This window comes from Streptomyces sp. NPDC091279 (assembly GCF_044757465.1).
Classification (GTDB): Bacteria; Actinomycetota; Actinomycetes; order Streptomycetales; family Streptomycetaceae; genus Streptomyces.
This window is the reverse complement of record NZ_JBIVVA010000002.1, coordinates 125155-145636: the sequence shown is the minus strand read 5'-3', so window position 1 is coordinate 145636 and position 20482 is coordinate 125155. Positions and strand designations below refer to the sequence as shown.

22 protein-coding genes and 4 pseudogenes are annotated in these 20482 nt (G+C 68.3%); 8 read left to right on the top strand and 18 right to left on the bottom strand.

Annotation, left to right across the window (positions count from 1 at the left end):
- Positions 1-116 precede the first annotated feature (116 nt).
- The 9 genes from ACIQOU_RS04435 to ACIQOU_RS04395 all read right to left on the bottom strand — a co-directional run bounded on the left by ACIQOU_RS04435 (position 117) and on the right by ACIQOU_RS04395 (position 9112).
- Complete coding sequence (locus ACIQOU_RS04435; RefSeq protein WP_401533788.1) at positions 117-1430, bottom strand: hypothetical protein; 1314 nt, start codon at positions 1428-1430, stop codon at positions 117-119.
- Positions 1427-2728: a glycosyltransferase gene (locus ACIQOU_RS04430; protein WP_401533787.1), complete on the bottom strand. Its 1302-nt coding sequence runs from the start codon at positions 2726-2728 to the stop codon at positions 1427-1429. Before ACIQOU_RS04430 ends, ACIQOU_RS04435 begins: the two co-directional genes overlap by 4 nt.
- 101 nt (positions 2729-2829) lie before the next feature.
- Entirely contained in the window at positions 2830-3348 is a 519-nt protein-coding gene (locus tag ACIQOU_RS04425) for a hypothetical protein (protein ID WP_401533786.1), read from the bottom strand.
- A gap of 10 nt (positions 3349-3358) precedes the next feature.
- Positions 3359-3865, bottom strand: coding sequence for a SigE family RNA polymerase sigma factor (locus tag ACIQOU_RS04420; protein ID WP_401533784.1), 507 nt, complete (start codon positions 3863-3865; stop codon positions 3359-3361).
- 138 nt (positions 3866-4003) lie between these two features.
- Entirely contained in the window at positions 4004-4585 is a 582-nt protein-coding gene (locus ACIQOU_RS04415; protein WP_401533782.1) for a TMEM165/GDT1 family protein, read from the bottom strand.
- 158 nt (positions 4586-4743) lie between these two features.
- The gene (locus tag ACIQOU_RS04410; protein ID WP_401533780.1) at positions 4744-5064 is read right to left on the bottom strand and encodes a hypothetical protein; all 321 of its coding nucleotides are present in this window, start codon (positions 5062-5064) and stop codon (positions 4744-4746) included.
- Between the two features lie 286 nt (positions 5065-5350).
- Positions 5351-6412: a PucR family transcriptional regulator gene (locus ACIQOU_RS04405; protein ID WP_401533779.1), complete on the bottom strand. Its 1062-nt coding sequence runs from the start codon at positions 6410-6412 to the stop codon at positions 5351-5353.
- A gap of 258 nt (positions 6413-6670) precedes the next feature.
- Positions 6671-8212, bottom strand: coding sequence for a flotillin family protein (locus ACIQOU_RS04400; RefSeq protein ID WP_401533777.1), 1542 nt, complete (start codon positions 8210-8212; stop codon positions 6671-6673).
- Between the two features lie 390 nt (positions 8213-8602).
- Positions 8603-9112 (bottom strand): hypothetical protein, encoded by a 510-nt coding sequence (locus ACIQOU_RS04395; RefSeq protein ID WP_401533776.1) that lies wholly within the window; start codon positions 9110-9112, stop codon positions 8603-8605.
- A gap of 181 nt (positions 9113-9293) precedes the next feature.
- Here ACIQOU_RS04395 and ACIQOU_RS04390 point away from each other — a divergent pair, with 181 nt between their 5' ends.
- The gene (locus ACIQOU_RS04390) at positions 9294-9650 is read left to right on the top strand and encodes a PRC-barrel domain-containing protein (protein ID WP_401533774.1); all 357 of its coding nucleotides are present in this window, start codon (positions 9294-9296) and stop codon (positions 9648-9650) included.
- Positions 9651-9692: 42 nt separating this feature from the next.
- Positions 9693-9866: a hypothetical protein gene (locus ACIQOU_RS04385; RefSeq protein ID WP_401533773.1), complete on the top strand. Its 174-nt coding sequence runs from the start codon at positions 9693-9695 to the stop codon at positions 9864-9866.
- Between the two features lie 131 nt (positions 9867-9997).
- Here ACIQOU_RS04385 and ACIQOU_RS04380 read toward each other — a convergent pair.
- Positions 9998-10237: pseudogene (locus ACIQOU_RS04380) on the bottom strand (winged helix-turn-helix transcriptional regulator); the annotation flags it as partial.
- Positions 10238-10414: 177 nt separating this feature from the next.
- Here ACIQOU_RS04380 and ACIQOU_RS04375 point away from each other — a divergent pair.
- Complete coding sequence (locus tag ACIQOU_RS04375; RefSeq protein WP_401534633.1) at positions 10415-11563, top strand: IS30 family transposase; 1149 nt, start codon at positions 10415-10417, stop codon at positions 11561-11563.
- 126 nt (positions 11564-11689) lie between these two features.
- On the opposite strand, the gene ACIQOU_RS04370 is transcribed toward ACIQOU_RS04375, so the two are convergent.
- From ACIQOU_RS04370 to ACIQOU_RS04360, 3 genes are all read right to left on the bottom strand, one after another.
- A complete protein-coding gene (locus tag ACIQOU_RS04370) occupies positions 11690-11917 on the bottom strand; it encodes a hypothetical protein (protein WP_401533771.1) in 228 nt (75 codons plus the stop codon).
- Positions 11917-12132 carry a hypothetical protein gene (locus ACIQOU_RS04365; RefSeq protein ID WP_401533770.1) on the bottom strand — a complete coding sequence of 72 codons (216 nt, stop codon included), beginning with the start codon at positions 12130-12132 and terminating at the stop codon, positions 11917-11919. Before ACIQOU_RS04365 ends, ACIQOU_RS04370 begins: the two co-directional genes overlap by 1 nt.
- A gap of 298 nt (positions 12133-12430) precedes the next feature.
- Positions 12431-12703 carry a hypothetical protein gene (locus tag ACIQOU_RS04360; RefSeq protein ID WP_401533768.1) on the bottom strand — a complete coding sequence of 91 codons (273 nt, stop codon included), beginning with the start codon at positions 12701-12703 and terminating at the stop codon, positions 12431-12433.
- 814 nt (positions 12704-13517) lie between these two features.
- On the opposite strand from ACIQOU_RS04360, the pseudogene ACIQOU_RS04355 reads away from it, so the two are divergent.
- Together ACIQOU_RS04355 and ACIQOU_RS04350 are read left to right on the top strand one after the other, a co-directional pair.
- A pseudogene (locus ACIQOU_RS04355) lies at positions 13518-13658 on the top strand (DNA-binding protein); the annotation flags it as partial.
- Positions 13654-14694: pseudogene (locus ACIQOU_RS04350) on the top strand (tyrosine-type recombinase/integrase); the annotation flags it as partial. The pseudogenes ACIQOU_RS04355 and ACIQOU_RS04350, both read left to right, overlap by 5 nt.
- 224 nt (positions 14695-14918) lie before the next feature.
- Here the strand turns inward: ACIQOU_RS04350 and ACIQOU_RS04345 are convergent.
- From ACIQOU_RS04345 to ACIQOU_RS04335, 3 genes are all read right to left on the bottom strand, one after another.
- Complete coding sequence (locus ACIQOU_RS04345) at positions 14919-15308, bottom strand: hypothetical protein (protein WP_401533766.1); 390 nt, start codon at positions 15306-15308, stop codon at positions 14919-14921.
- Positions 15309-15536: 228 nt separating this feature from the next.
- Complete coding sequence (locus ACIQOU_RS04340; protein WP_401533764.1) at positions 15537-15773, bottom strand: hypothetical protein; 237 nt, start codon at positions 15771-15773, stop codon at positions 15537-15539.
- Positions 15774-16751: 978 nt separating this feature from the next.
- Positions 16752-17288, bottom strand: coding sequence for a HEAT repeat domain-containing protein (locus ACIQOU_RS04335; RefSeq protein WP_401533762.1), 537 nt, complete (start codon positions 17286-17288; stop codon positions 16752-16754).
- 98 nt (positions 17289-17386) lie between these two features.
- Between ACIQOU_RS04335 and ACIQOU_RS04330 the strand changes: the two genes are divergently transcribed.
- A complete protein-coding gene (locus ACIQOU_RS04330) occupies positions 17387-17632 on the top strand; it encodes a hypothetical protein (RefSeq protein ID WP_401533759.1) in 246 nt (81 codons plus the stop codon).
- A gap of 102 nt (positions 17633-17734) precedes the next feature.
- On the opposite strand, the gene ACIQOU_RS04325 is transcribed toward ACIQOU_RS04330, so the two are convergent.
- Both ACIQOU_RS04325 and ACIQOU_RS04320 read right to left on the bottom strand, forming a co-directional pair.
- Positions 17735-18181: a DUF6896 domain-containing protein gene (locus tag ACIQOU_RS04325; protein ID WP_401533758.1), complete on the bottom strand. Its 447-nt coding sequence runs from the start codon at positions 18179-18181 to the stop codon at positions 17735-17737.
- Positions 18181-18603 carry a ParB/RepB/Spo0J family partition protein gene (locus ACIQOU_RS04320; RefSeq protein WP_401533757.1) on the bottom strand — a complete coding sequence of 141 codons (423 nt, stop codon included), beginning with the start codon at positions 18601-18603 and terminating at the stop codon, positions 18181-18183. The genes ACIQOU_RS04325 and ACIQOU_RS04320 overlap by 1 nt, the downstream gene beginning before the upstream one ends.
- A gap of 316 nt (positions 18604-18919) precedes the next feature.
- Between ACIQOU_RS04320 and ACIQOU_RS04315 the strand changes: the two genes are divergently transcribed.
- Positions 18920-19108, top strand: coding sequence for a helix-turn-helix domain-containing protein (locus ACIQOU_RS04315; protein WP_401533756.1), 189 nt, complete (start codon positions 18920-18922; stop codon positions 19106-19108).
- Positions 19108-20436, top strand: a pseudogene (locus tag ACIQOU_RS04310) (tyrosine-type recombinase/integrase). The gene ACIQOU_RS04315 and the pseudogene ACIQOU_RS04310 overlap by 1 nt, the downstream one beginning before the upstream one ends.
- The last annotated feature ends 46 nt before the right edge of the window (positions 20437-20482 follow it).

Below are 20482 nucleotides of genomic sequence, written 5' to 3'. Positions count from 1 at the left end.
GTGGGTGCGGGCAGCCGGGGTTTCCAGTGCAGGTCGGCTTGCCTGTGTGTGCGGGCAGCCTCGGTCGGGCTCGCCCCCGCGTCCGGCCGACACCAGCCCAGCCCGGGCGGTGTTGGCTACGGGACTCCCAGTTCGAAGAGGGCGTAGCCCGCGTAGGAGGCGGAGGCGGTGGCGGCGAGGGTGAGGAGGGTGAGGCGTTGGGGTGGGGTGAGGCGGCTCAGGGGGAGAGCCAGCGGGATGAGGAGGGGGAAGGCCGGGAGGAGGTAGCGGGAGACGTTGCCGAAGATCTGTTGGCTGCCCAGGACCAGCAGGACCGTCAGGACCGTGTGGACGACCAGGACCGCCGGCAGCCGCAGCCGGATCAGCAGCGTGATCAGCGTCAGCGCGAGCAGCACGACGCCGACGCCGATGATGTCCGCGAAGGGCCACGCGTAGGGATAGTCGAAGTGGCCGACGGGCACGGACGTGAACACCCGCAGGGTGTAACGGCCGAAGTCGAACGTGTGCTGCCAGGCGCCCGATTGGAGCGCGAAGTAGCCCCCGTAGTCGCCCATCCGGTACCCCACCCAGCCGAGATAGCCGAGCATGCCGAGCGGCGCGACGGCGACGGCGGTCAAGGGGCGGGCGACACCGTCCCGTTCCCGGTCGCGCAGGACGGCGAGGAGCGCGGCGACGGTCAGACCGGCGATCAGCGTGACGGCGGTCGGCCGGTTCAGCCCCGCCGCGAAGGTGAGGAACCCGGCGGTGAGCCACCGCCTGGTCAGCACGGCGTGACAGGCCCAGGCGGCCAGGGCCACGTACAGGGAGTCGGAGTAGACGGCCCATTCCACGCCGGACCCGGGCCACACCGCCCACAGCCCGGCGGCGGCCAGCCCGGCCCGGTACCCGCACAGCCGGGCGGTGACGGCGTGGATGCCGAGCGCCGCGGCGAACGCGGCGACCACCGACACCAGCATCCCGGCGCCGTACAGCCCGAGTCCCGTGACCTCGGAGACCAGGCGCATCAGGGCCGGGTAGAGCGGGAAGAAGGCGGCCGAGTTGCCCTGGAGGGTGAGCGGTCCGGTGGCGTCCGGGATCGGGATCAGCGCGGGATGGTAGCCGTGCGCGGCGATCTGCTGGTACCACCAGCCGTCCCAGCTCGCGAGCACGTCCCAGGTGTGCGCGCCGCCCCCGAACCGGGGCGCCTTGCGGCGGAAGTCCCCGGCGGAGTCCAGCAGATACAGGAAGCCGAGGAAGCCGAGGAGCTTGAGGACGCCGTAGAGGGCGAGGACGGGGCCGAGACGCCGGGCGGCCCGTCGTATCCGGTCGGTCGGCGACTCGGTGCCGTGCCCTTCCGCGCCGGGCCCCGTCGTGCCGAACTCCCTTGTAGAGGTGGGGAGTTCGCCGAGGTCGGCCGATGGGGCGGCTCTGGTCCAGGTCGGGGTGTTCATCGGGGCGTACCTCCGCTCCGGTGGGCGCGGAACACCCAGGCCTGTAGGAGAAGGAACCGCAGCAGGGTCGCGACGAGGTTGGCGCCGACCAGCACGGCCAGTTCGGTGCGGTGGCCTGCGGCGGGCGACACGGCGTGCAGGCCCGCGAGGGCGCCGCTGGTCAGCGCGAGGCCGACCGCGAACACCGCGAGCCCCCGGGACTGGTGCCGGACCATCCCGTGCCGCCCCCGCACCCCGAAGGTGAGCCGCCGGTTGACGGCGGTGTTGGCGACGGCGCAGATCAACAGGGCGACGGCATTGGCGACTTGAGCACCGGCCAACGGGCGCAGCAGGCCGAAGAGAAAGAGGTGGGCGACGGTGCTCACGGCCCCGATGGCGGCGAAGCGCAGCAACCGGGAGAGGGTGCCGGGGACGGCAGGGGTCGATTCCTCTGCCTGCGGGGGCGGTTGAGGTGAGGAGGTCTGCAACGGTCTTTCCCCCACGTCTTGTTGAGGCGTGCCCGGCGTCAACTCCCCTCGCCCCAGGGCCCGTCCCACCCGGGCTATCCCGCGCAGGTCGGCCAGGGCCGTCGCGACGAGGTCGACGCTGCTGTCGGGGTCGTCGATCCAGTCGACCGGCACCTCGTGGATGCGCAGGCCCGCCCGTTCGGCGAGCACCAGGAGTTCGGTGTCGAAGAACCACCCCGAGTCCCGTACCGACGGCAGGAGTTGGCGGGCGGCGTCACGCCGGATCGCCTTGAATCCGCACTGCGCGTCGGAGAACCCCACGGCGAGCGTGGAGCGCAGCAGGACGTTGTAACAGCGGGAGATGGCCTCGCGCTTGGGCCCTCGCACCACCCGGGAACCGGGCGCGAGGCGGGTGCCGATGGCGAGGTCGGAGTGGCCGGAGATCAGCGGGGCGACCAGCGGCAGCAGCGCCGCCAGATCGGTGGACAGGTCGACGTCGACGTAGGCGAGGACCGGCGCCTGCGAGCGGGACCAGGCCGTGTGCAGCGCCCGCCCCCGCCCCTTCTCCGCGAGCCGCAGCGACCGCGCCTCGGGGAGTTCGGCGGCGAGCCGCGCGGCGATCTCGGGCGTGCCGTCGGTGCTCGCGTTGTCGGCGACGGTGATCCGGAACGGGTACGGGAACGTCTCCCGCAGATGCGCGTGCAGCCGCCGCACCCCGGCCTCCAGACCGGCCTGCTCGTTGAAGACGGGGACGACGACGTCCAGGACGACGGCGGTGGGACGGGCCGTCAGCGGGGCGGGCCTCGGCAACAGATCCCCGCGAGAGGGGACCGCCGTTCCGGGTTTTCTCATGGTCTGTCCTAGTTCGCGCTGCGAGTGAGGGCATGCCGAAGGCACGCGGGTGGCTGAGGAGGAGAACGGGAGGAGGAGGACGGGAGAGGAGGGGGCGGGTGCTAGCCGGTGCTCACCGTTTCCGAGGGCGGCGCCTCGACCCCGTAACTGGCCCCGCTGGTAGGCGAGTTGGAGGCAGTCGCGGTGGGGGTGGTCGCGGCCGTCGTGGGGTCCTCGGTGCCGTGCGAGGCGGTTCCGGTGGACGGGGGGTAGGTCGGGGTGGTGGGCGGGCCGGTCGTGGCGCTGTCCGAGGGGGTGGGGGACGTGGAGCGGGACGCGGACGAAGCAGGGCTGGGGCTGGTGGGCGGGCTCGGGGTCAGGGACGGGGAGGCCGCCGGGCTGGACGCGGGGCGTGGCAGGGGCGCGGTCGGCTCCACCCGGTCCGGGGCGCCCGGCAGCAGGAGCAGGCCGAGGCCGAGCCCGCCGACGGCGAGCACGGAGCCGACGCCGGCCTGTGCCGCGCGCATCCGTCGCCGGGCCCGTACGCCCGACCGGAGCCGGTCGCGGTGCGCGGGGTCGAAGGAGACGCGTTCCTCGGTGGTGCGCATGAGGTGCGCGAGCTGCCGTTCGAAGTGGTCCATGGCTTCTCCTTCACCCCACCGGCTCGATGACGTCGGCCAGAATCCGGCGCAGCCGTGCCACCCCGCGTGAGGCGTGCGAGCGGGCGGTGCCGACCGGGCAGGCGAGCGCCTGCGCGACCTGCGCCTCGGGCAGATCCTGGTAGTAGCGCAGCACGACGGCCGCCCGCTGCCGGGCCGGCAACTGCGCCAACGCGGCCTCCAGCCGCGACCGTTCGGCGACGGCCGTCGAGACATCGCCGAGGTCGGCCAGGTCGGGCAGCTGGTCGACGGGGCGTTCGCCCCACCAGCGCCGCCGGGCCGACCGGGCCGCCGCCCGCACCAGCACCTTGCGCACATACGCGTCGGGGGCCTCGTCGGCCACCTTCGGCCAGGCGAACCAGAGTTTGACCAGGGATTCCTGGACGAGGTCCTCCGCCCGGTGCGGATCGCCGCCGGTGAGCAGGCGGGCCAGGTGGATCAGACCGGACCAGCGGGCCGCCACGAACGCCTCGAACTCACCGGTTCGAGTCTGTCCCATCCCTACCGTCCCTGATCTCGCCGTCTCCTTACACCTGTGAAAAGGCCCTGAACCGCCCCGCACGCTGCACCGGAGTGCGGTGATGTGGGTCACAGCCGCAAAGGGGCTGCCGGATCAGGGCCTTGGGGCGGGTCGGGGTCAGAGGGTGAAGGCCTCCACGAGCGTCCAGACCGCGAGCCCGGCCATGCAGAGGGCGCCGATGCGCTGGACCGTCTTGAGCGGCACGCGCGTGGCGATGAACCGGCCGACGACCAGGGCGAGCGCGGACACCGACATGAGGGCCGCCGCCGAGCCGATGGCGGTGGAGAGCCAGCCGTTGGTGGCGGCGAGGTTGGCGGTGGTGATCTGCGTCAGGTCGCCCCATTCGCTGATGAAAACGGCGGTGAAGGCGGTCCCGTACACGGGCCAGAAGCCGGTGACGGTCTTGCCGCCGCCCTCCTCCTCGTCCTCGTCCCCGGACCGCAGGAGCACGAACGCGCCGAACGCGAACAGGGCCGCCGAGACCAGTTTCACCGCCAGCGCGGGCAGCAGCCCGAGCAGACTGCCGGCGCCGACCGCGATGACGACGTGCACGATGAACGCCGTCGACGTGCCGAACCACACATACAGCGGGCGCATCCGGGTGCCCATGGCGAGGGACGCGAACATCGTCTTGTCGGGGAGTTCGGCGAGGAAGATCAGCCCGAAGGCGGTCAGGATCGCCAGGGGGTCGAGAGTCATTCCAGGAGCTGCTTTCTTTCGGGGACCGGGCGGAGCGGGAGTGCACGGCCCGGACGCAGGGGTCTGTCAGGGGTCGTTCTCGGGGTTGCCCCAAGGGTGTGTTCTCGGGGTGGTGTGGGGGACGTCTCAGGGGGTGAGCGCTCCCGGGGGCGGGCACGTCATGGAGCAGGAGACGGGCCGTGGTCCCAGAGGCGGTGGCGCAGGCCGCTGGCGGTGACCGACAGCCAGTCGGCGAGCGTCAGCCCGTCCTCGCCGTGCCAGGCGGCGCGGGCGACGTCGTCGAGGAGTACGCAGGCCCAGCAGCCGGGGACGGGGACGAAGGCGTTGGCCGGCGGGTCCGCGCCGGTGTCCACCCGGGGAGTGTCGTCCCCGGTGCGGACACAGGGACGCGGCGCCGTGGAGAGGGGCGCGACGGACACGAGGGCCCGCAGCACGGCACCGACACGGAGGATCGGCGACAGCGAGAGAGGGGGATTCATGGTCCTGGACCGGCCTTCCCGCACGGGGCGGGGGCTTCGAGGACGACCGCGCGGGGAACGGCGGCAGCTTCGACCCCGCCGACGCGCATACGTCATCGACAAAAGGGCCGAAGGTCTCGCCCACCCGAGCACCGAGGCTGCGGGCCCGGCCACCGGGATTCCCGTGAGGGTTTCCAGTGTGTCGACGACCGGTATTGCGGGGCTACTCCCCTTCGCGACCGCCCAGCATACACATCGCCCCAGGTCACGCCGAGCCCGGTCCAGCCCCTGGACCCGGCTGCGCCGGCTACTCCTCGGTACGCGGCCAGCCGAGCAGCCGGGCGCCGATCACGGCGGTCTGGAGGGTGTAACGGTGCATGGGGTCGGCCGGATTGGTGCCGGTGAGCGTGTGGATGCGCTCCAGCCGGTAGGTCAGCGCCCGCACGCTCAGCTTGAGGCGCCGGGCGGCCTCCGCGGCCACACAGCCGGAGTCGAAGTACACGGTCAACGTGTCCACCAGCGGCTGCGCCCCGCCCCTGGCCCCCTTCAGTGGGCCCAGGGTGTTGCTCACCAGGTCGTCCATGGCCTGCCGGTCCCGGGTCAGCACGGGGTAGACCAGCAGGTCGACGGCGTACAGCACCGGCCCCTCAAGGGCGAGCGGCCCGGCCAGGTCCAGGGTGTGCAACGCCTCCTCGTACGAGTGAACGATGCCACCGGGCCCGGGGTGGGCCCGGCCGACGGCGACCGTGCCGCCCCCGGTGGCGTCGTGCGCCAGCTTGGCGAAGAAGGCCAGGATCTCGCCCTGGTCGCCGGGCGCGATGCAGATCAGCCGCCCGTCCTTGGTCGCGAGCAGCACCCGCCGTTCGCTGAACCGGGCCACCAGCGCGCTCTCGACCTGCCGGGTCGCCGCGTCGGCGTCGTCGAGCGCCACGTCCCCCTGGCAGACGGCGACCGCGTGGGCGCGGGTGAGGAGCAGTCCGAACCGCACGGCACGCTCGGCGAGCCGCCCCAGGTCGCTGCGCCCGTACAGCAGGTCGTCGATGAACTCACGCCGGGCGGCCTCCTCCCGCCGCACCGCGAGTTTCTGCGCCCGCTCATGTCCCTCGGCGAAGGCGTCGACGGCCTGTTCGACGGCGGCCAGCACCCGGTCGGCGTCGGCGGGGCGCAGGGTGGGCCATATCGCGCGGGTCGCCGACAGGTGCCGTCGCACCAGCGCCCGCAGCCCGATCCCGGTCTCGGCGGCCCGCTCCCCCAGCAGCCGCCGCGACTCCAACTCGTCCCGGGTCAGCCGCCGTCCGGTCGCGCAGACGTCGGTGAGGATCTGGTCGTACCCGCTCAGGTAGTCGTCGGCCGACTCCACCCCGTCCACACGCCCTCCCCGCACCCGGTGTCCCACGCCCTCGACGGCACCCCCGTGGCCGTCGACACGCGTCCATCCTGCCTGATGGCAGGGGGTGACCGGCTCGCGGACGGCTCCCCCTGCCGACCCACGGCACGACGGGCGGAACGGCCGCCCCCCAGCGACCGTCCCGCCTCCCCCGTTCCCCCCGTCGCCCCCGTTCCCTCGTGGCTCGCCCCCTCCCCCTTCCTCCTTCTTCCCCTGGTTCAGGCGGAGTTGGTGACCGGCTCAGGCGGTGATGTCGACCTTGCCGTTGTCGGACGTGCCGTTGAGAGCGGCGGGCGCCGGTGCCTCGGTCCGCGCCACCTTGCCGACGGCGCCCTGGAGGAGGGCGGTGAGGTCGAGGCCGGTGGTGGAGTTGAGGAGCTCGATGCCCTGGGCGACGTTGTCGGCGACCGCGCGCGGCAGCCGGCTCGCGCCGTCCGTGGAGATGACCGTCAACTTGTCGACGGCGCTGAGCGGTTCGGACGCCTTCGCGACGACCTGCGGCAGCACCTCGATCAGCATCTGGAGCACCGCCGCGTCGCCGTACTGCGCGAACGCCTCCGCCTTCTTGCGCATGGCCTCGGCCTCGGCCGCGCCCTTGGCCGCGATCGCCGCCGCCTCCGCGTCGCCCTCCAGCCGGACCGCCTCCGCGATCGCGGCACGCCGGGAGCGCTCGGACTCACCCTGCTTGAGCCCCTCGACGGCCTCGGCCTCGGCCAGCGCGCTGCGCCGCTGCTTCTCGCCCTCACCCGTCAGGCGCGCCCGCTCCGCCTCGGCCTGGGCGGCGGCGATGTCGGCGAGCCGTTCGGCCTCGGCCTGCTTGACGCGGGACACCCGGCGGGCCTCCGCCTCCTGCTCGGCGGCGTACCGCTTGGCGTCGGCGGGCTTACGGACCTGCGTGTCGAGCTGGCGGTCGGTCAGCGCGGCCTGTCCGACGGCGACCTTCTCCTGCTGGGCGAGGATCTCCTGCTGCCGGGCCGCCTCGGCGAGCGGCCCCGCGGCGGCGGCCCGTGCGTGCGCCTCGTCGGTCTCGGCCTTGATCTCCGACTGCTTCAGCGCGAACGTCCGCTGGGCGACGGCGATCTCCTCCTCCGCCCTGAGCCTCGCCTGCTCGGCGGCCCGCCGGGCCACGGCCTCCGCGATGTCGGCGTCCTGCTTGGCGCGGGCGGCCTCGGGGCGGCCGAGGTCCTCCAGGTAGGAGCCCTCGGTGGTGATGTCCTGGATCTGGAAAGCGTCCAGGACGAGGCCCTGTCCGGAGAGGCTGGCCTCGGCCTCCTCGGCGACCTGTCCGGCGAACGCGGCCCGGTCTCGGATGACGTCCTCGACGGACATCCGGCCGACGATGGCCCGCAGCGCGCCGGAGAGCACTTCCTGCGTGAAGCCGACGATGCCGTCCTGCTGCATCAAAAACCGCTGGGCGGCGGCCCGGATCGAGTCCTCGGTGCCGCCGACCTTGACGATGGCGACGCCGTCGAGGTTGGCCTTCACGCCCCGCAGGGTGACGGCACCGCGCACGGCGACCGGGATGTGCCGCGACGACAGGTCGAGCGTGAACTTCTGCTGCACGAACGGGACGACGAACACCCCGCCGCCGACGACGACCTTCTGGCCGCTGTTGTCCGTGAACACCCGCCCGGTCTCCGGGTCGGTGGACTTCTTGCCCCGCCTGCCGGTCACGATGAACGCCTCGCTCGGCCCGGCCACCTTGTACCGGCTGGCGACGACGAGCCCCATCAGCACGAGGAGCACGACGACTCCCACGACGGCGACAATGACTGCGTTCATTGAATGTCTCCCCTCGGCCCTCCCGTGAGGACGGCACATGAATACGTTCGAACGGGGGCACGCGGGACCGCGCTGGGGCGGTGCCGTGCGCGCCCGGTGAGCGGGCCTCGGCGGCCGGACCCGCCGATCGATCGGACAGCGACTGACAAGTCGGCCCCGACCCACCCCGGTGGCCCGGTGGCGCGGTGCTCTGGTGTCCCGGTGGTCTGGTGTCTGGCGTCCCGGTGGGTCTGGCGCCCCGGTGGCCTGGTGGGTCTTGCGCCCCGGTGGCGCGGTGGGTCTGACGCCCCGTACGTCCCAAGCGCCCCAGGTTTCCCAGGTGTCCCGGGTGTCCCGGGTGTCCCGGGTGTCCCGGGTGTCCCCGGTGTCCCCGGTGTTCCGGAGGTCGGGTCAGGGTTCGACGGGGCGTACCGACACGGCGGTGTGCGAGAGGGTGCGGTCGACCCAGACCTCGGTCCCGCGGGCGACCGGTACCTCGCTCCGGGCGGCGAGTTTGAGCGGTTGCCCGGCCAGCCGTACGAGGATCTCGCCGTATCCCTCGGCGGGGATGGCGGTGACGACGGACCCGGCCACGCCGACCAGATCGGCACCGCGCGGCGCGGCGCCGGAACGGTCGTCCATCAACGCCCGGCTGAGCCGATACGCGACCCAGCCGGCGCCGACCCCCGCGGGTATTTCGACGGCGACGGCGCCGACGCCCCCCATCCCCGTGGTGCCGAGCACGATCGCCCCCGAGAACCCGAACATCGAGACGAACCCGGCAACCACGGGAAGCGACAGCAACCCGTCGAACACCCCGTCCAACAAGCCGTCGAAGAGCCCTTCGAGCAGCCCGTCAAGAACGACCGACAGAGCAAGGAGGACGACCCCCGCGATGCCGAGACCCAGAAACCAGGCCATGTAGCACCCACCGCCCTTCCTTGCTCTTCCCCCGTCGGCAGGAGCATGTTCACATGCGTAAGGGGTCTGCCACATTGCCTGGTTCCGGCAATCTTTACGCGTTCTTAATGCCCACCAGAGACCGGGCGCCAGGAGGGGTCAGCCGCCGCTCAGGGGGTACTCGCAGGGGTGGAGGCCCAAGATGTTCGAAGCAGCAGACATTCGTGAATGGCGAGGCCACGACGTGGTCGACCGCGAGGGTCAGAAGATCGGCGCGCTCGAATCGATCTACGTCGACACGGCGACGGACACGCCCAGTTTCGCGACGGTGACGGTGGGCCTGCCCACCCGCCGGCGCCTGGTCTTCGTCCCGCTGTCCGGCGCGACGGTGGGCCCGGCCTATCTGAAGGTGGCCCACGACAAGAACCTGGTCCGCGAGTCCCCGTGGATCGACACTGACGGTGAGCTCCTGGCGACCGACGAGCCGAAGGTCTTCGCCCACTACGCCCTGGACTACACCACGGGCCAGGGCGGAGAACGCCGCCTGGGCCGCCGCTGAGCCGTAACCGCCGCGTGCGCCGACGCTGGAGGGAGACCCCGGGTGCCCCTGTTCCTCACCCTGCTCATCGCGGCCCTGCTCCTGGCCTTCATCGGCGTGACCGCAGCGGGCCTGTCCTACCTGGTGTTCATCGCGGGCGCGGTCCTGGCAGCGGACATCGCGTACGCGTCGGTACGCCTCCGCAAGGGCAAGGGGAGACACCGGACGAGGCGGTGAGGCCGGGCCTCGCGGCAGCCCCGGGTCATCTCCTGTACGTGCCTGACGCCTCGGGGCCCCACCGGAAGCCAATCCGGTTCGGCTTCCTGGTTGGTGAGTTGATACTCGACACGCGGCGGCACCCCGGGCTAGGCATGCCGAACCACGAGCCCGTGGGACCGCAGGCGCCGCAGCGTCCCGGTGAGGACTTTGGAGCTGATCACCCCGACCTGCTCGCGCAGTTCGACCGGGCGCCGAGGCCCGTCGCGCAGCGCCCAGAGCACGACGGCGTTCCAGGCGTGGGAGAGCAGGCCGACGGCGAGGCGAGCGCGGCAGTCGGCGAGAAAGACCTCGGTGCTCGGCCGACGGCTGGCTGTTCCGGTCGCGGACACGCCGAGACCGCCCTCACTCTCGTCACCCACGCAGAAGCCCCGCCAGGTGTGCTTGAGTTCTAGTGGTCGTCGCAACACCCCAGCTCAAGGGGTGCGATGGACTTCAAGATCCGGGAGAACCGGGGACCTGGGGGCGGTGGGCGTCTGCTGCGTGAGCGGGAGGTATATCTCCAGCTCATGCAGCAGGGCTACAGCAATCGAGAGGCCAGCCGGATCGTCGGCATCAATCCGCGGACCGGCAAGCGGTGGCGCAACGGCTGGCACTCTCCGCCGACGGGGAAGCCGAAGCCGCCCATCACCGTGGAAGCTCCGGCGTCCGAGCCGTCGCGGTACCTGCGCGAGGCTGACCGCATCCATATCGCCGACCGGCTCCGGGAGAACGCCTCCGTCCGGCAGATAGCTGCTGAGCTGGGACGCAGCCCGTCTACCATCAGCCGCGAGATACGGCGCAACGGAGCTTTGTGGCGGGGCAGGGACTGGACTTACCGGCCTCATGCCGCCCAGCGGCGTGCCGAGGAGCGTCGTCCGCGCCCCAAGCCCGGGAGGATCGGGCAGAACCCCGAGTTGCGGGACTTCGTCCAGCACCATCTCGCCCTTCGCTGGAGCCCCGAACAGATCTGCCAGGCTCTGCGGACCGCTTTCCCCGACCGGCCGGAGATGCACGTGGTCCACGAGACGATCTACCAGGCCCTCTACGTCCAGGGCCGGGGAGAACTGCGCCGTGAGCTGACCCGGGCCCTGCGGACCGGACGGGCCATGCGCCGGCCGCACCGACAGTCCTACAAGCGCCAGCCCCGCGCCATCCGGGACATGGTCCTGATCAGCGAGCGCCCGGCCGAGGCCGCGGACCGGGCCGTCCCCGGACACTGGGAAGGCGACCTCATCATCGGCAAGGACGGCAAGTCTGCGATCGCCACGCTCGTCGAACGCAGCACCCGCTACGTGATGCTGGCGCCACTGCCAGAGGACCACAGCGCGGCCGGCACACGGGACGCCCTCGTCGAGACCGTCACCGCGCTGCCGCCTCACCTCAAACGCTCCCTGGCCTGGGACCGGGGCTCGGAGATGGCCGCGCACAAGGCGTTCACCATCGCCACCGGCATCCCGGTCTACTTCTGCGACCCCGGCAGCCCCTGGCAGCGCGGCTCCAACGAGAACACGAACGGCCTGCTGCGGCAGTACTTCCCGAAGGGCACCGACCTGTCCCAGCACAGCCGCGAACACCTGGACGCTGTCGCCGCCGAACTCAACGGCCGCCCACGCAAAACGCTCGGCTGGGAAACCCCAGCCGAGCGTCTCGCCAAGCTCCTGGCCACAGCCAGTTGATCACCTGTGTTGCAACGACCCCTGGAATTCGCCCTCCTTGCCGACGGGGCTTCGGATTTGCATGCGCGATCACATCACGGGTCAGCACTGGCGCCGACGGGCTCTCTCGACCTCTGGACTGCGTTCCTACTCAGGAAGCCATTCGATCTCCCACTCGGAGGACTCGACGAACGATTCGAGCTCCGCCCTGTCCGCCACCCAGTAGTCACCCCCGTCCGTCGGTGTGGACAGATTATTGACCAGGTAGATGTAGTAGCCGCCAGTGACCTCGGAGTCGTCGTGGAGTTTCACGAAGTACCCTTCGTAGAATCCCGACAAAATGCGCCCGTTTCGTTCCAGTTCAACCTTCGTCATCACGGCCCCGCAAGGGGGACGCGGTTGTTGGCCAATGATTTCCCTGCCTCGTCGAAGATCTCGAAGTGAACGTGCGGCACATCAGGCCAGTGACCTCCCGCAAGGGAATCGGGGTCGATATGGAATCCACGGCGGTTGTCGGCGCTCCGGAAGATTCCTCGGCCCTTGGCCACGTCGCGCATTCCCTCACCGAGGAATTCACTTCCGGTAGCCATAGCGTCCTCCATTTCGACTCCAGCGCGACGCTAGACCTCCTCGGCAACGCCCTCGCAACCCCGCACAGCCTGGCGCTGGGCGCGAAGAAGCCGACGAACCACCCACCTCTGCGACAGCCGTCCGCTGACGTTGCCGTCAACTACTGCCGTCAGACACCCCAGAGGCCCCGCCGGGAGACCATTTCGGCGGGGCCTCACATCATTTACCCAGCACATACTTGAATGGCCAGCATCAGGAAATAATGAGATCAGATCCAAGGGCCAAGCCATGCGATTAATGCACTCTAGATCATTGCCATTAAAGCTCGTCGAGAATTTCTTTATCTCTACCCAGAACCGTGTAATTACCTGGATATGGATTCACCCAGACGGCAATACTGTCCGACCAGTGAACAATTTCCAACCCAGCCAGATCGGCGGACTCCAGGCGAAGATATATGGATTCTCCGGGGTCAAGGTTGAACGTAGTAGAAATCGGCTCGAAGCAAACCTCGATCGGCTCATCCAATGAAGCCGACAGCTTGATGTCCACCATCAAAGCCCCAGGTGAAGCTGATGTTACTCGCGCCATGCGTCGATCACCTCCTGAAGCAGTTTAACTCTGACAGGCGCAGCGCCACTTCCCTTACCCGTATTTACTGCACCTTGATAGAAGTCTTGCAGCTTCTCGGCGTCGGACCTGCTTGCAATCCCTCGAAGAACAGAAGAGGAGCGGGTACCCAGTAGGCTCTCAGCTTTTGCAGTTCCATTCTTCCAAATAGGGGCACCCACCTCATTCAAGCTCCCGCCATCAAGCTCTGACGGAGAAACATATCCCCCCTCTCCGACAATGGATTTTGCACGTCGATTGCAGTCCCGTCGGAACCAACTTCAAAGCGCGCACCACCACAGTTATGCACCAGAATCGGTGTGGTCCCAGCCACCACATAGTACGTTTGCTGAGCGCCCCTCCCCACCTGCGTTACCGCAGGTCATCCATGGTTTTATGCTCCGCTGTCGTGCGTGGCTGTTCCCTGACGTCCGTGCTTGTTGCCATCAGCGTTGCCGTCAGAGATGCGAGCCGCTGGTCGGGCTATGGCAGGAGTGTCAGCGCGGGGACGTCGGCGGCCTTGACGACGCTGAAGTGCCGCCGGTCGAGGGTGGCTACCCGGTCCACGCCGAAACGCTCGGCCACCGCGATGGCCGAGGCGTCGACACCGCCGAGCGGGAAGTCGGCGTACTGGAGAACTCGAGCACCTCACCGACCTCCCGACCGCAAAACAGCAAACCCGACCCAAGCAACTGACCCGAACCCAACGCTCGGACCACTCCGGTGACCGCACCGGTCACCCGGTCGGTCACTCCGCTCAGCGGCCGACCCGTGCTGTCCGGGTGGAGGCCGTCGCGTGACCGCCACCACAGAACTCCTCACCGTCCCCCAGGTCATGGCCCGCCTCCAACTCGGCCGCTCCGCCGTCTACGACCTGCTCCGCACCCGCCAGCTCGCCTCCATCACCCTCGGCCGCGCGCCCGCGGCCTCCGCGCACCCTCCGCGCACCCTCCGCGCAGGGCAGCCTGGCCGTGTACCTGACGTACTGGCCAGAGAACATCGCCGTCCACCACCTCCGCGAGAAACCCCACACCCGCTACACCGCCGTCACCTGGCTCTCTCATCCCCAGCCTCGGCCGGAAGACGCTCTCCAAGCTCACCGCCAAGGACGTCCGCACCTGGCTCGACCAACTCCGCATCACCTGCCAATGCTGCACACACGGCCTCGACACCGCCCGCGACCAGCCGAAGTGCACGCGGTCGGGACATGCTGCCGCAGGCGGCTGTCCGCGCTGACGCTGTCCTACGTGCACTCCGTGCTCGAGTCCGCCCTGGAGCACGCCGTACGCGAGGAGGAGATTCCGCGCAACGTCGCCCGCAACGTCCGCACCGGCACACCCCGACCCCGCCGCTTCGAACCCCTCACCGCAGACGAAGCACGCGAGTTCCTGACCGCCGCGCAAGGCCACCGGCTGCACGCCCTGTTCGAACTCGCCCTCCACACCGGACTCCGCAAGGGCGAACTCCTCGGCCTCCGCTGGGAAGACCTCGACCTCGACGCGGGCACCGCCGCCATCCGCCGCACCCTTCAGCGAACCGCCGTAGGCGGGCTCACCACACTGCCCACTAAGACGCGGGCCTCCGAACGCCGCATCGCCCTCCCCACCCGCTGCCGCCAGTCACTGAAGCTCCACCACGAACAGCAGCAGCGCGAGCGCGAGGCCGCAGACACGACGTGGCTGCACGACGGGCACGTATTCACCACGGTGCAGGGCAGACCGATCGACCCGACCAACCTCACCCGCACCTTCACCACGATCCTCCGCAGGGCCGGCCTCCGCCGCATCCGCTTCCACGACCTCCGGCACTCCACCGCCACACTGCTCCTGGAGCAAGGCGTCGAACTCGTCGTCATCAAGAAACTACTCGGCCACGCCCACATCGGTGTCACCGCCACCGTCTACGCCCACGTGAGGCTCCGCCTCCAGCGAGACGCCATCGACTCCCTCGGACGCGCCCTCGACCACCCCTGACATACGTACGGCAACGGCGGCGGACACCTGGGTGTTCGCCGCCGTTGCCGTCACCTACTGCCGCCAGGTGGCGACATACCGATTGATATCGGACGCGCGGCGACTCCGAATATTCGCCATCGCGAACACTCGGAGTCGCCACTGGGGCAGCTCAGGTCACTTCATCAGCGGCCCCACCGAGTCCAAACGATGGCTTCGCCAATTCGACCATCAAGCCCAGAATGCTACGCCTTCGAGATCATCGAAATCCCGCCCGACGCGAGAGAAAACATCCGCGCGAGAGCTCTGCGAACGACAGGATCTCGATCGATGCGCTCCAGGGATTCCAGCCTTTCCGGGGCGATGTCGATCGTGGCAACTCCACCGGCATTCTGGTCTCCAGCCACCGCGAACAGCAGCAGGCATCGATAGGCCTGCACAACCCCACCACGCTCCTCCCGCATCAACGGCCGAACAACTACGACACCCTCCCTGACCTGGCTTCGGAGTGCGCCGGCCGACGACCAGCGAGTTGCCCAACCTCGGGCCTCCGCTTCCGTCTGGATCACCAGCAGCGTATCGAAACTGATCTCACACACGCGGAAGTCAGGGTCCGTCAAACGGATCAGCGACATCAGGAATCAATCCCCGTCGTAGACGTCGATACGGATTTGCGTATTCGGATCGATGCGCCCATCCCTGATCCTGGTCAAGAGCTCGTCCTTGCGGTGATGACCCCCAAGGATCGTGCCGTCGCGCGATACGAGAATTCCATCTCCTTCACCAGCCTTGTTGATGCTGTCCAGCAGCTCGTCATTGCTCAGTTCCTCGTGATACCACTGCGAAGCCAGATCCCGGGTGCCCTAACCATCGGTGTAGTTGCCGATATCTCCAGCATCTTTGTTCCGTGCCGAGATCCCCGACCCGCCGACCCCACAGCCCTTGCCGTTGCTATTGTGAACGAGCACTGGAGTCTCGCCCGCCACCACATAGTACGTATGCAGTGCACTGACAGTCAGGTTGAGTACCGTTGCCTTCGGTACCGTCCAGCGTTGGACCATGACGATCTGGGTCTGCGTTCCTGCGGCGGTGTGCAGCAAGGTTCCTGGGGTCAGGTCCGTTGCCTTGAGCCACTCTTCCAGTTCCGGAACCCAGAAGGTTGACCGTCCGCCACCGCGACCGACGCCGTCCCCTCGCCCTTCTTCCAGGCCGCCGGTGAGCCGTAATCGCCGCGTGAACCAACGCTGGAGGGAGACCCCGGGTGTCCCTGTTCCTCACCCTGCCCATCACGGCCCTGCCTCTGTTGGTACGAGATGCCGGCTGCAAGCCCATGGCACGTAGCGGCCTCGAACGAACCGGCCTCGTGGAAGCAACCGCCGCTCTTCATCGGACTATGGGCCGGCGAGAGAGCCGACGCCCGGGTAATCGCACCCCAATTGGCGTACGCCGCTGGACCGTCCCGCAAGCAACAGGAGAGAACTTAGAGTGATTTCCGGTGAAAATTCTTATCCGCCACGGCTTCATCCCTCACCACGAAGTAAGTTGCCCGTCACCCTTATCCATTGGCGCTGTCATGAACTGCCGCCCACTCACGCAGAAGCCTCGCCGGGAAACACCTGACGGGGCTTCGCCTTCATCAACACTGCATTGTCACTCGCACGCCACCTCACGAATCCAAGAAACGATGAACGTCACAGAGCCCAGGATGTAGCCCCGCAATGGATCTAGCATCCCGCTCCGTAAGAAACCCGGTCACGAGGGATTCCACTAGATCAGCTTCAGGTCGTTCGACCACGGGAGGAGTCACCAGTCATCTACTCTTCTGAATCCGAACACCGATTCCTCGACCAAGCCGATCAAGGACGTCAAGGCCGGCGACCAGGTCCTCGCGACCGACCCGGAAACAGCCGAGACCCGCGTGGACCCTTGCGCACAGTTGAGACATTTCAAGGTTGGTGCGTGGGTGTCGAGCTATGTAGCAGCAGCAAAGCAGAAGCCCCGCCAGAACACCTGGCGGGGCTTCCTCTTCGCTAACAATATGGAAACTCCTTGGATCTCAAAAGCGCCCGGGGTTTCGGCTATCCCAGCATTTGATCTTCGTCAAACCCGAGCTCGTCCTCGACACCGAGTTCGACAGCCGCATGCCATCGGACAACGTCGGGCCACGACTGGGGCGTCATTCGGCGAAGGCGCTCGAGGGCCTCCGGCGTGCCGATCTCCCCCAGAGAGGAGATGACCTTCTGACACAGCCAGTACGCCGGAGCATCCTCGCCCACCGAACTTTCCGCCACCCTGAACAGGAAAGCGACCGCGCCCCCTTCCCGGATTTCCCCGAGGATCTCCAAGAAATCCTCTTTGTTGAACCCCACGGCATCCGAATCAAGGATCTCCTGAAGGGCCCCACCCAGGCCCGGCGCCCGCAAGGGGGCAGCCAGGTTGGCGAATTTGTCGACCCTTGTCCAGTTTCCCGCGTGAGCGGCTTCCCGAATCCAGGATGCGATGAGCTGAGTGACCTCGGGATGCCCAGCCGCGATGGACCTGGCATCCCGCCCCGTGCCGTCGGCGAGTGCTTCAACCAGATCAGCCAGAGACCTTTCCTCTCCGTAAAACGTCACCAGTCCTCCACTCTTCCGAATCTGGCGATTCTCGAATTGAACACTCCGACCGATCCGGGTCTGAGGCCGTACGTGTCGAAGCCACGCTCCGACTTCAGGTGCACGGCATTTACATCCTGGCCAATTTCGCCCGGACTTTTACCGGCCGCGATCAACGCGTCGCGAGTACCCGGGAACATCTCGAAGCGGACCAGAACCGTGTACTTCTCGGCATTTCTTCCTCCTCGGCGGTGGGTCTGATGCCGCAGACCTTCGAGATATTCACGGTCCTGCGTATCGGCAACGCCCTCAACCCGACGGACAGCGACCCCGACGACCCACCCGCCGCAGCCGTCGTCCGCTGACGTTGCCGTCAGCGTTGCCTTCAAACGAGCATGAGGCCCCACCAGAATCACCCGGTGGGGCCTCATGCATTACTTGCTCATTTGGGGCATCCGCTTGCAGCGTTAACCTTGACCACGGCCTATCAGCTGATCAGCAGGATCGTTCTTGCCATTCATCGCGAACCATCCTTCGTTTACCTCTTCAAGAGCCCCGGAGGAAACCATGAGACGGCACTCTCTGATCAATTCCTCGGCAGTACACCCTGGCGTAACCCCTCGACTCGAAGAGAACCTCTCGATCCTCCACGCATCAAATACGGGAGTTCCATTGATGAGGAAATCGACATCAATTTCCTGACCGTCAGCCGAAACAAACAGGCAGCCGTTCCCGTGTACTGAGTATTCGATCCCGCTCTCGATTGCCCCATCCTTCGGCAACTGGCCTGCGCGTGCACGCCTCACGATCGAATCCAGGCTTGTCCCCAGGTCAGGAAGGCTTCGCAGGACCTCCGATTGAACACGGGATAGGGCCTCAACGTACTCCACCACCTCGACGGACGCATTGCTCATCACCTGTACCCCGGCCTCCTGTGACGGTTCACGAGCTTATCGGGCCCCACTTCAGCCCACGCGGTAGTCACATCGTCAATACCGCCCGGGTAACGCGCCAACAGGTCTTCTTCCGGGACCACCTGATACGGGACATCGATCCCCGCCCGCTTCGCCGCTGCGACACGATGATGTCCGTCCAGGATGTACAGCTCATCGTTATGCTGCGCCACCTTGATCGGATCTCCCTGCCACCCTCCATCCTTCATGGAAGCCGTCAGGTTATCCACGTTCCGCTTGGACGCATTCCCAGAGAGCGCCTCGGTCCGCTTGAGACTGAAGGATCGGCCGTTCCACAATTGTGAACCAGAATCGGCGTGGCCCCAGCCACCACATAGTACGTGTGCTGAGCGTCCCTCCCCGCCTGCGTTATCGCAGGTCATCCGTGGTTTTGTGCTCCGCTGGCGTGCGTGGCTGTGCCCTGGCGTCCGTGCTTGTTGCCATCAGCGTTGCCGTCAGAGATGCGAGCCGCTGGTCGGGCTATGGCAGAAGTGTCAGCGCGGGGACGTCGGCGGCCTTGACGACGCTGAAGTGCCGCCGGTCGAGGGTGGCTACCCGGTCCACGCCGGAGCGCTCGGCCACCGCGATGACCGAGGCGTCGACCCCGCCGAGCGGGAAGTCGGCGTACTGGAGAACTCGAACACCTCGCCGACCTCCCGCTCAGCGGCCGGCCCGTGCTGTCCGGGTGGAGGCCGTCGCGTGACCGCCACCACGGAACTCCTCACCGTCCCCCAACTCATGGCCCGCCTCCAGCTCGGCCGCTCCGCCGTCTACGACCTGCTCCGTACCAGCCAGCTCGCCTCCATCACCCTCGGCCGCGCCCGCCGCATCCCCACCCACGCGCTCACCGACTTCATCCGCACCCGACTCGAACAGGACGCCGCCTGATGACCACACCCCGCGACACCCCCGCCTCCCGCCGCAGCCGCGCCAACGGAGACGGCACCGTCTACCAGCGCAAGGACGGCCGCTGGGAAGCCGCCGGCTACGTCCTCGCCCCTGGCAACACCCGCAAACGCGTCCGCGTGTACGGCACCACCCGCAAGGAAGCCCTCGCCAAGCTCACCGAAAAGATCGCCACCAGCAACCGTGGGGTCCCCGTGGTCTCCGCACAGGGCAGCGTCGCCGCGTACCTGACGTACTGGCTGGAGAACGTCGCCATCCACCAGCTCCGCGAGACCACCCACACCCGCTACACAGCCTGTGTCAACCACTACCTCATCCCCGGCCTTGGCAAGAAGAAGCTCGCCAAGCTCGCCGCGAAGGACGTGCGCACCTAGCTGAACGGGCTGCGGACCGTCTGCCAGTGCTGCGCTCGCGGCATCGACGCCCGGCGCAAGCCCGATGCTCAGGCCGACCGTCAGCCCCGCTGCTGCGCCATTGGGAAGTGCTGCCGTAAGTACCTCTCACCGCTGACGCTCGCCTACATCCACTCCGTACTCAAGTCGGCCCTGGAGCACGCCGTCCGAGAGGAGGAAATCCCGCGCAACGTCGCCCGCAATGTCCGCACCGGCACTCCCCGCCCACGCCGCTTCAACCCCCTCACCGCCCACGAGGCCCGCACCTTCCTCGCCTCCGCACAGGGCCACCGCCTGCACGCGCTGTTCGAACTCGCTCTCCGCACCGGACTCCGCAAGGGGGAACTCCTCGGCCTGCGCTGGGAAGACCTCAACCTCGACGCCGGCACCGCCAGCATCCGCCGCACCCTCCAGCGCACCCGCACGGGCGGCGTCACCACCCTGCCCACCAAGACCATCAGCTCAGAACGCCGCATCGTCCTCCCAGCCGCTTGTGTCGCCTTGCTGCGAGAACACCGCGACCGGCAGACCCAGGAGAAGCAACAGGCCGGTGCGGAGTGGGTGGACGCCGGTCTCGTCTTCACCCGCCTGGACGGGCACCCCATCGAACCCGCCACCCTCAGCCGCCACTTCAACGCCCTGCTCCGTCAATCCCGTCTGAGGGCGATCCGGTTCCACGACCTGAGGCACTCGACCGCCACCCTCCTCCTGGAACAGGGCGTGGAACTCGTCGTCATCAAGGAGCTGTTGGGTCACGCACACATCGGCGTCACCGCCACCGTGTACGCCCACGTCCGCCTCCGCCTCCAACGCGACGCCATCGACCTCCTCGGCCGCACCCTCGGCAAGTCCTCCGTGGCCGCCACCAACCCCGACGACGGCGACGGCCCGCCGCTTTGTGCGGCACCCGTCCGCTGACGTTGCCGTCAACTACTGCCGTCAAGACGCCATGTAGCCCTCCCCG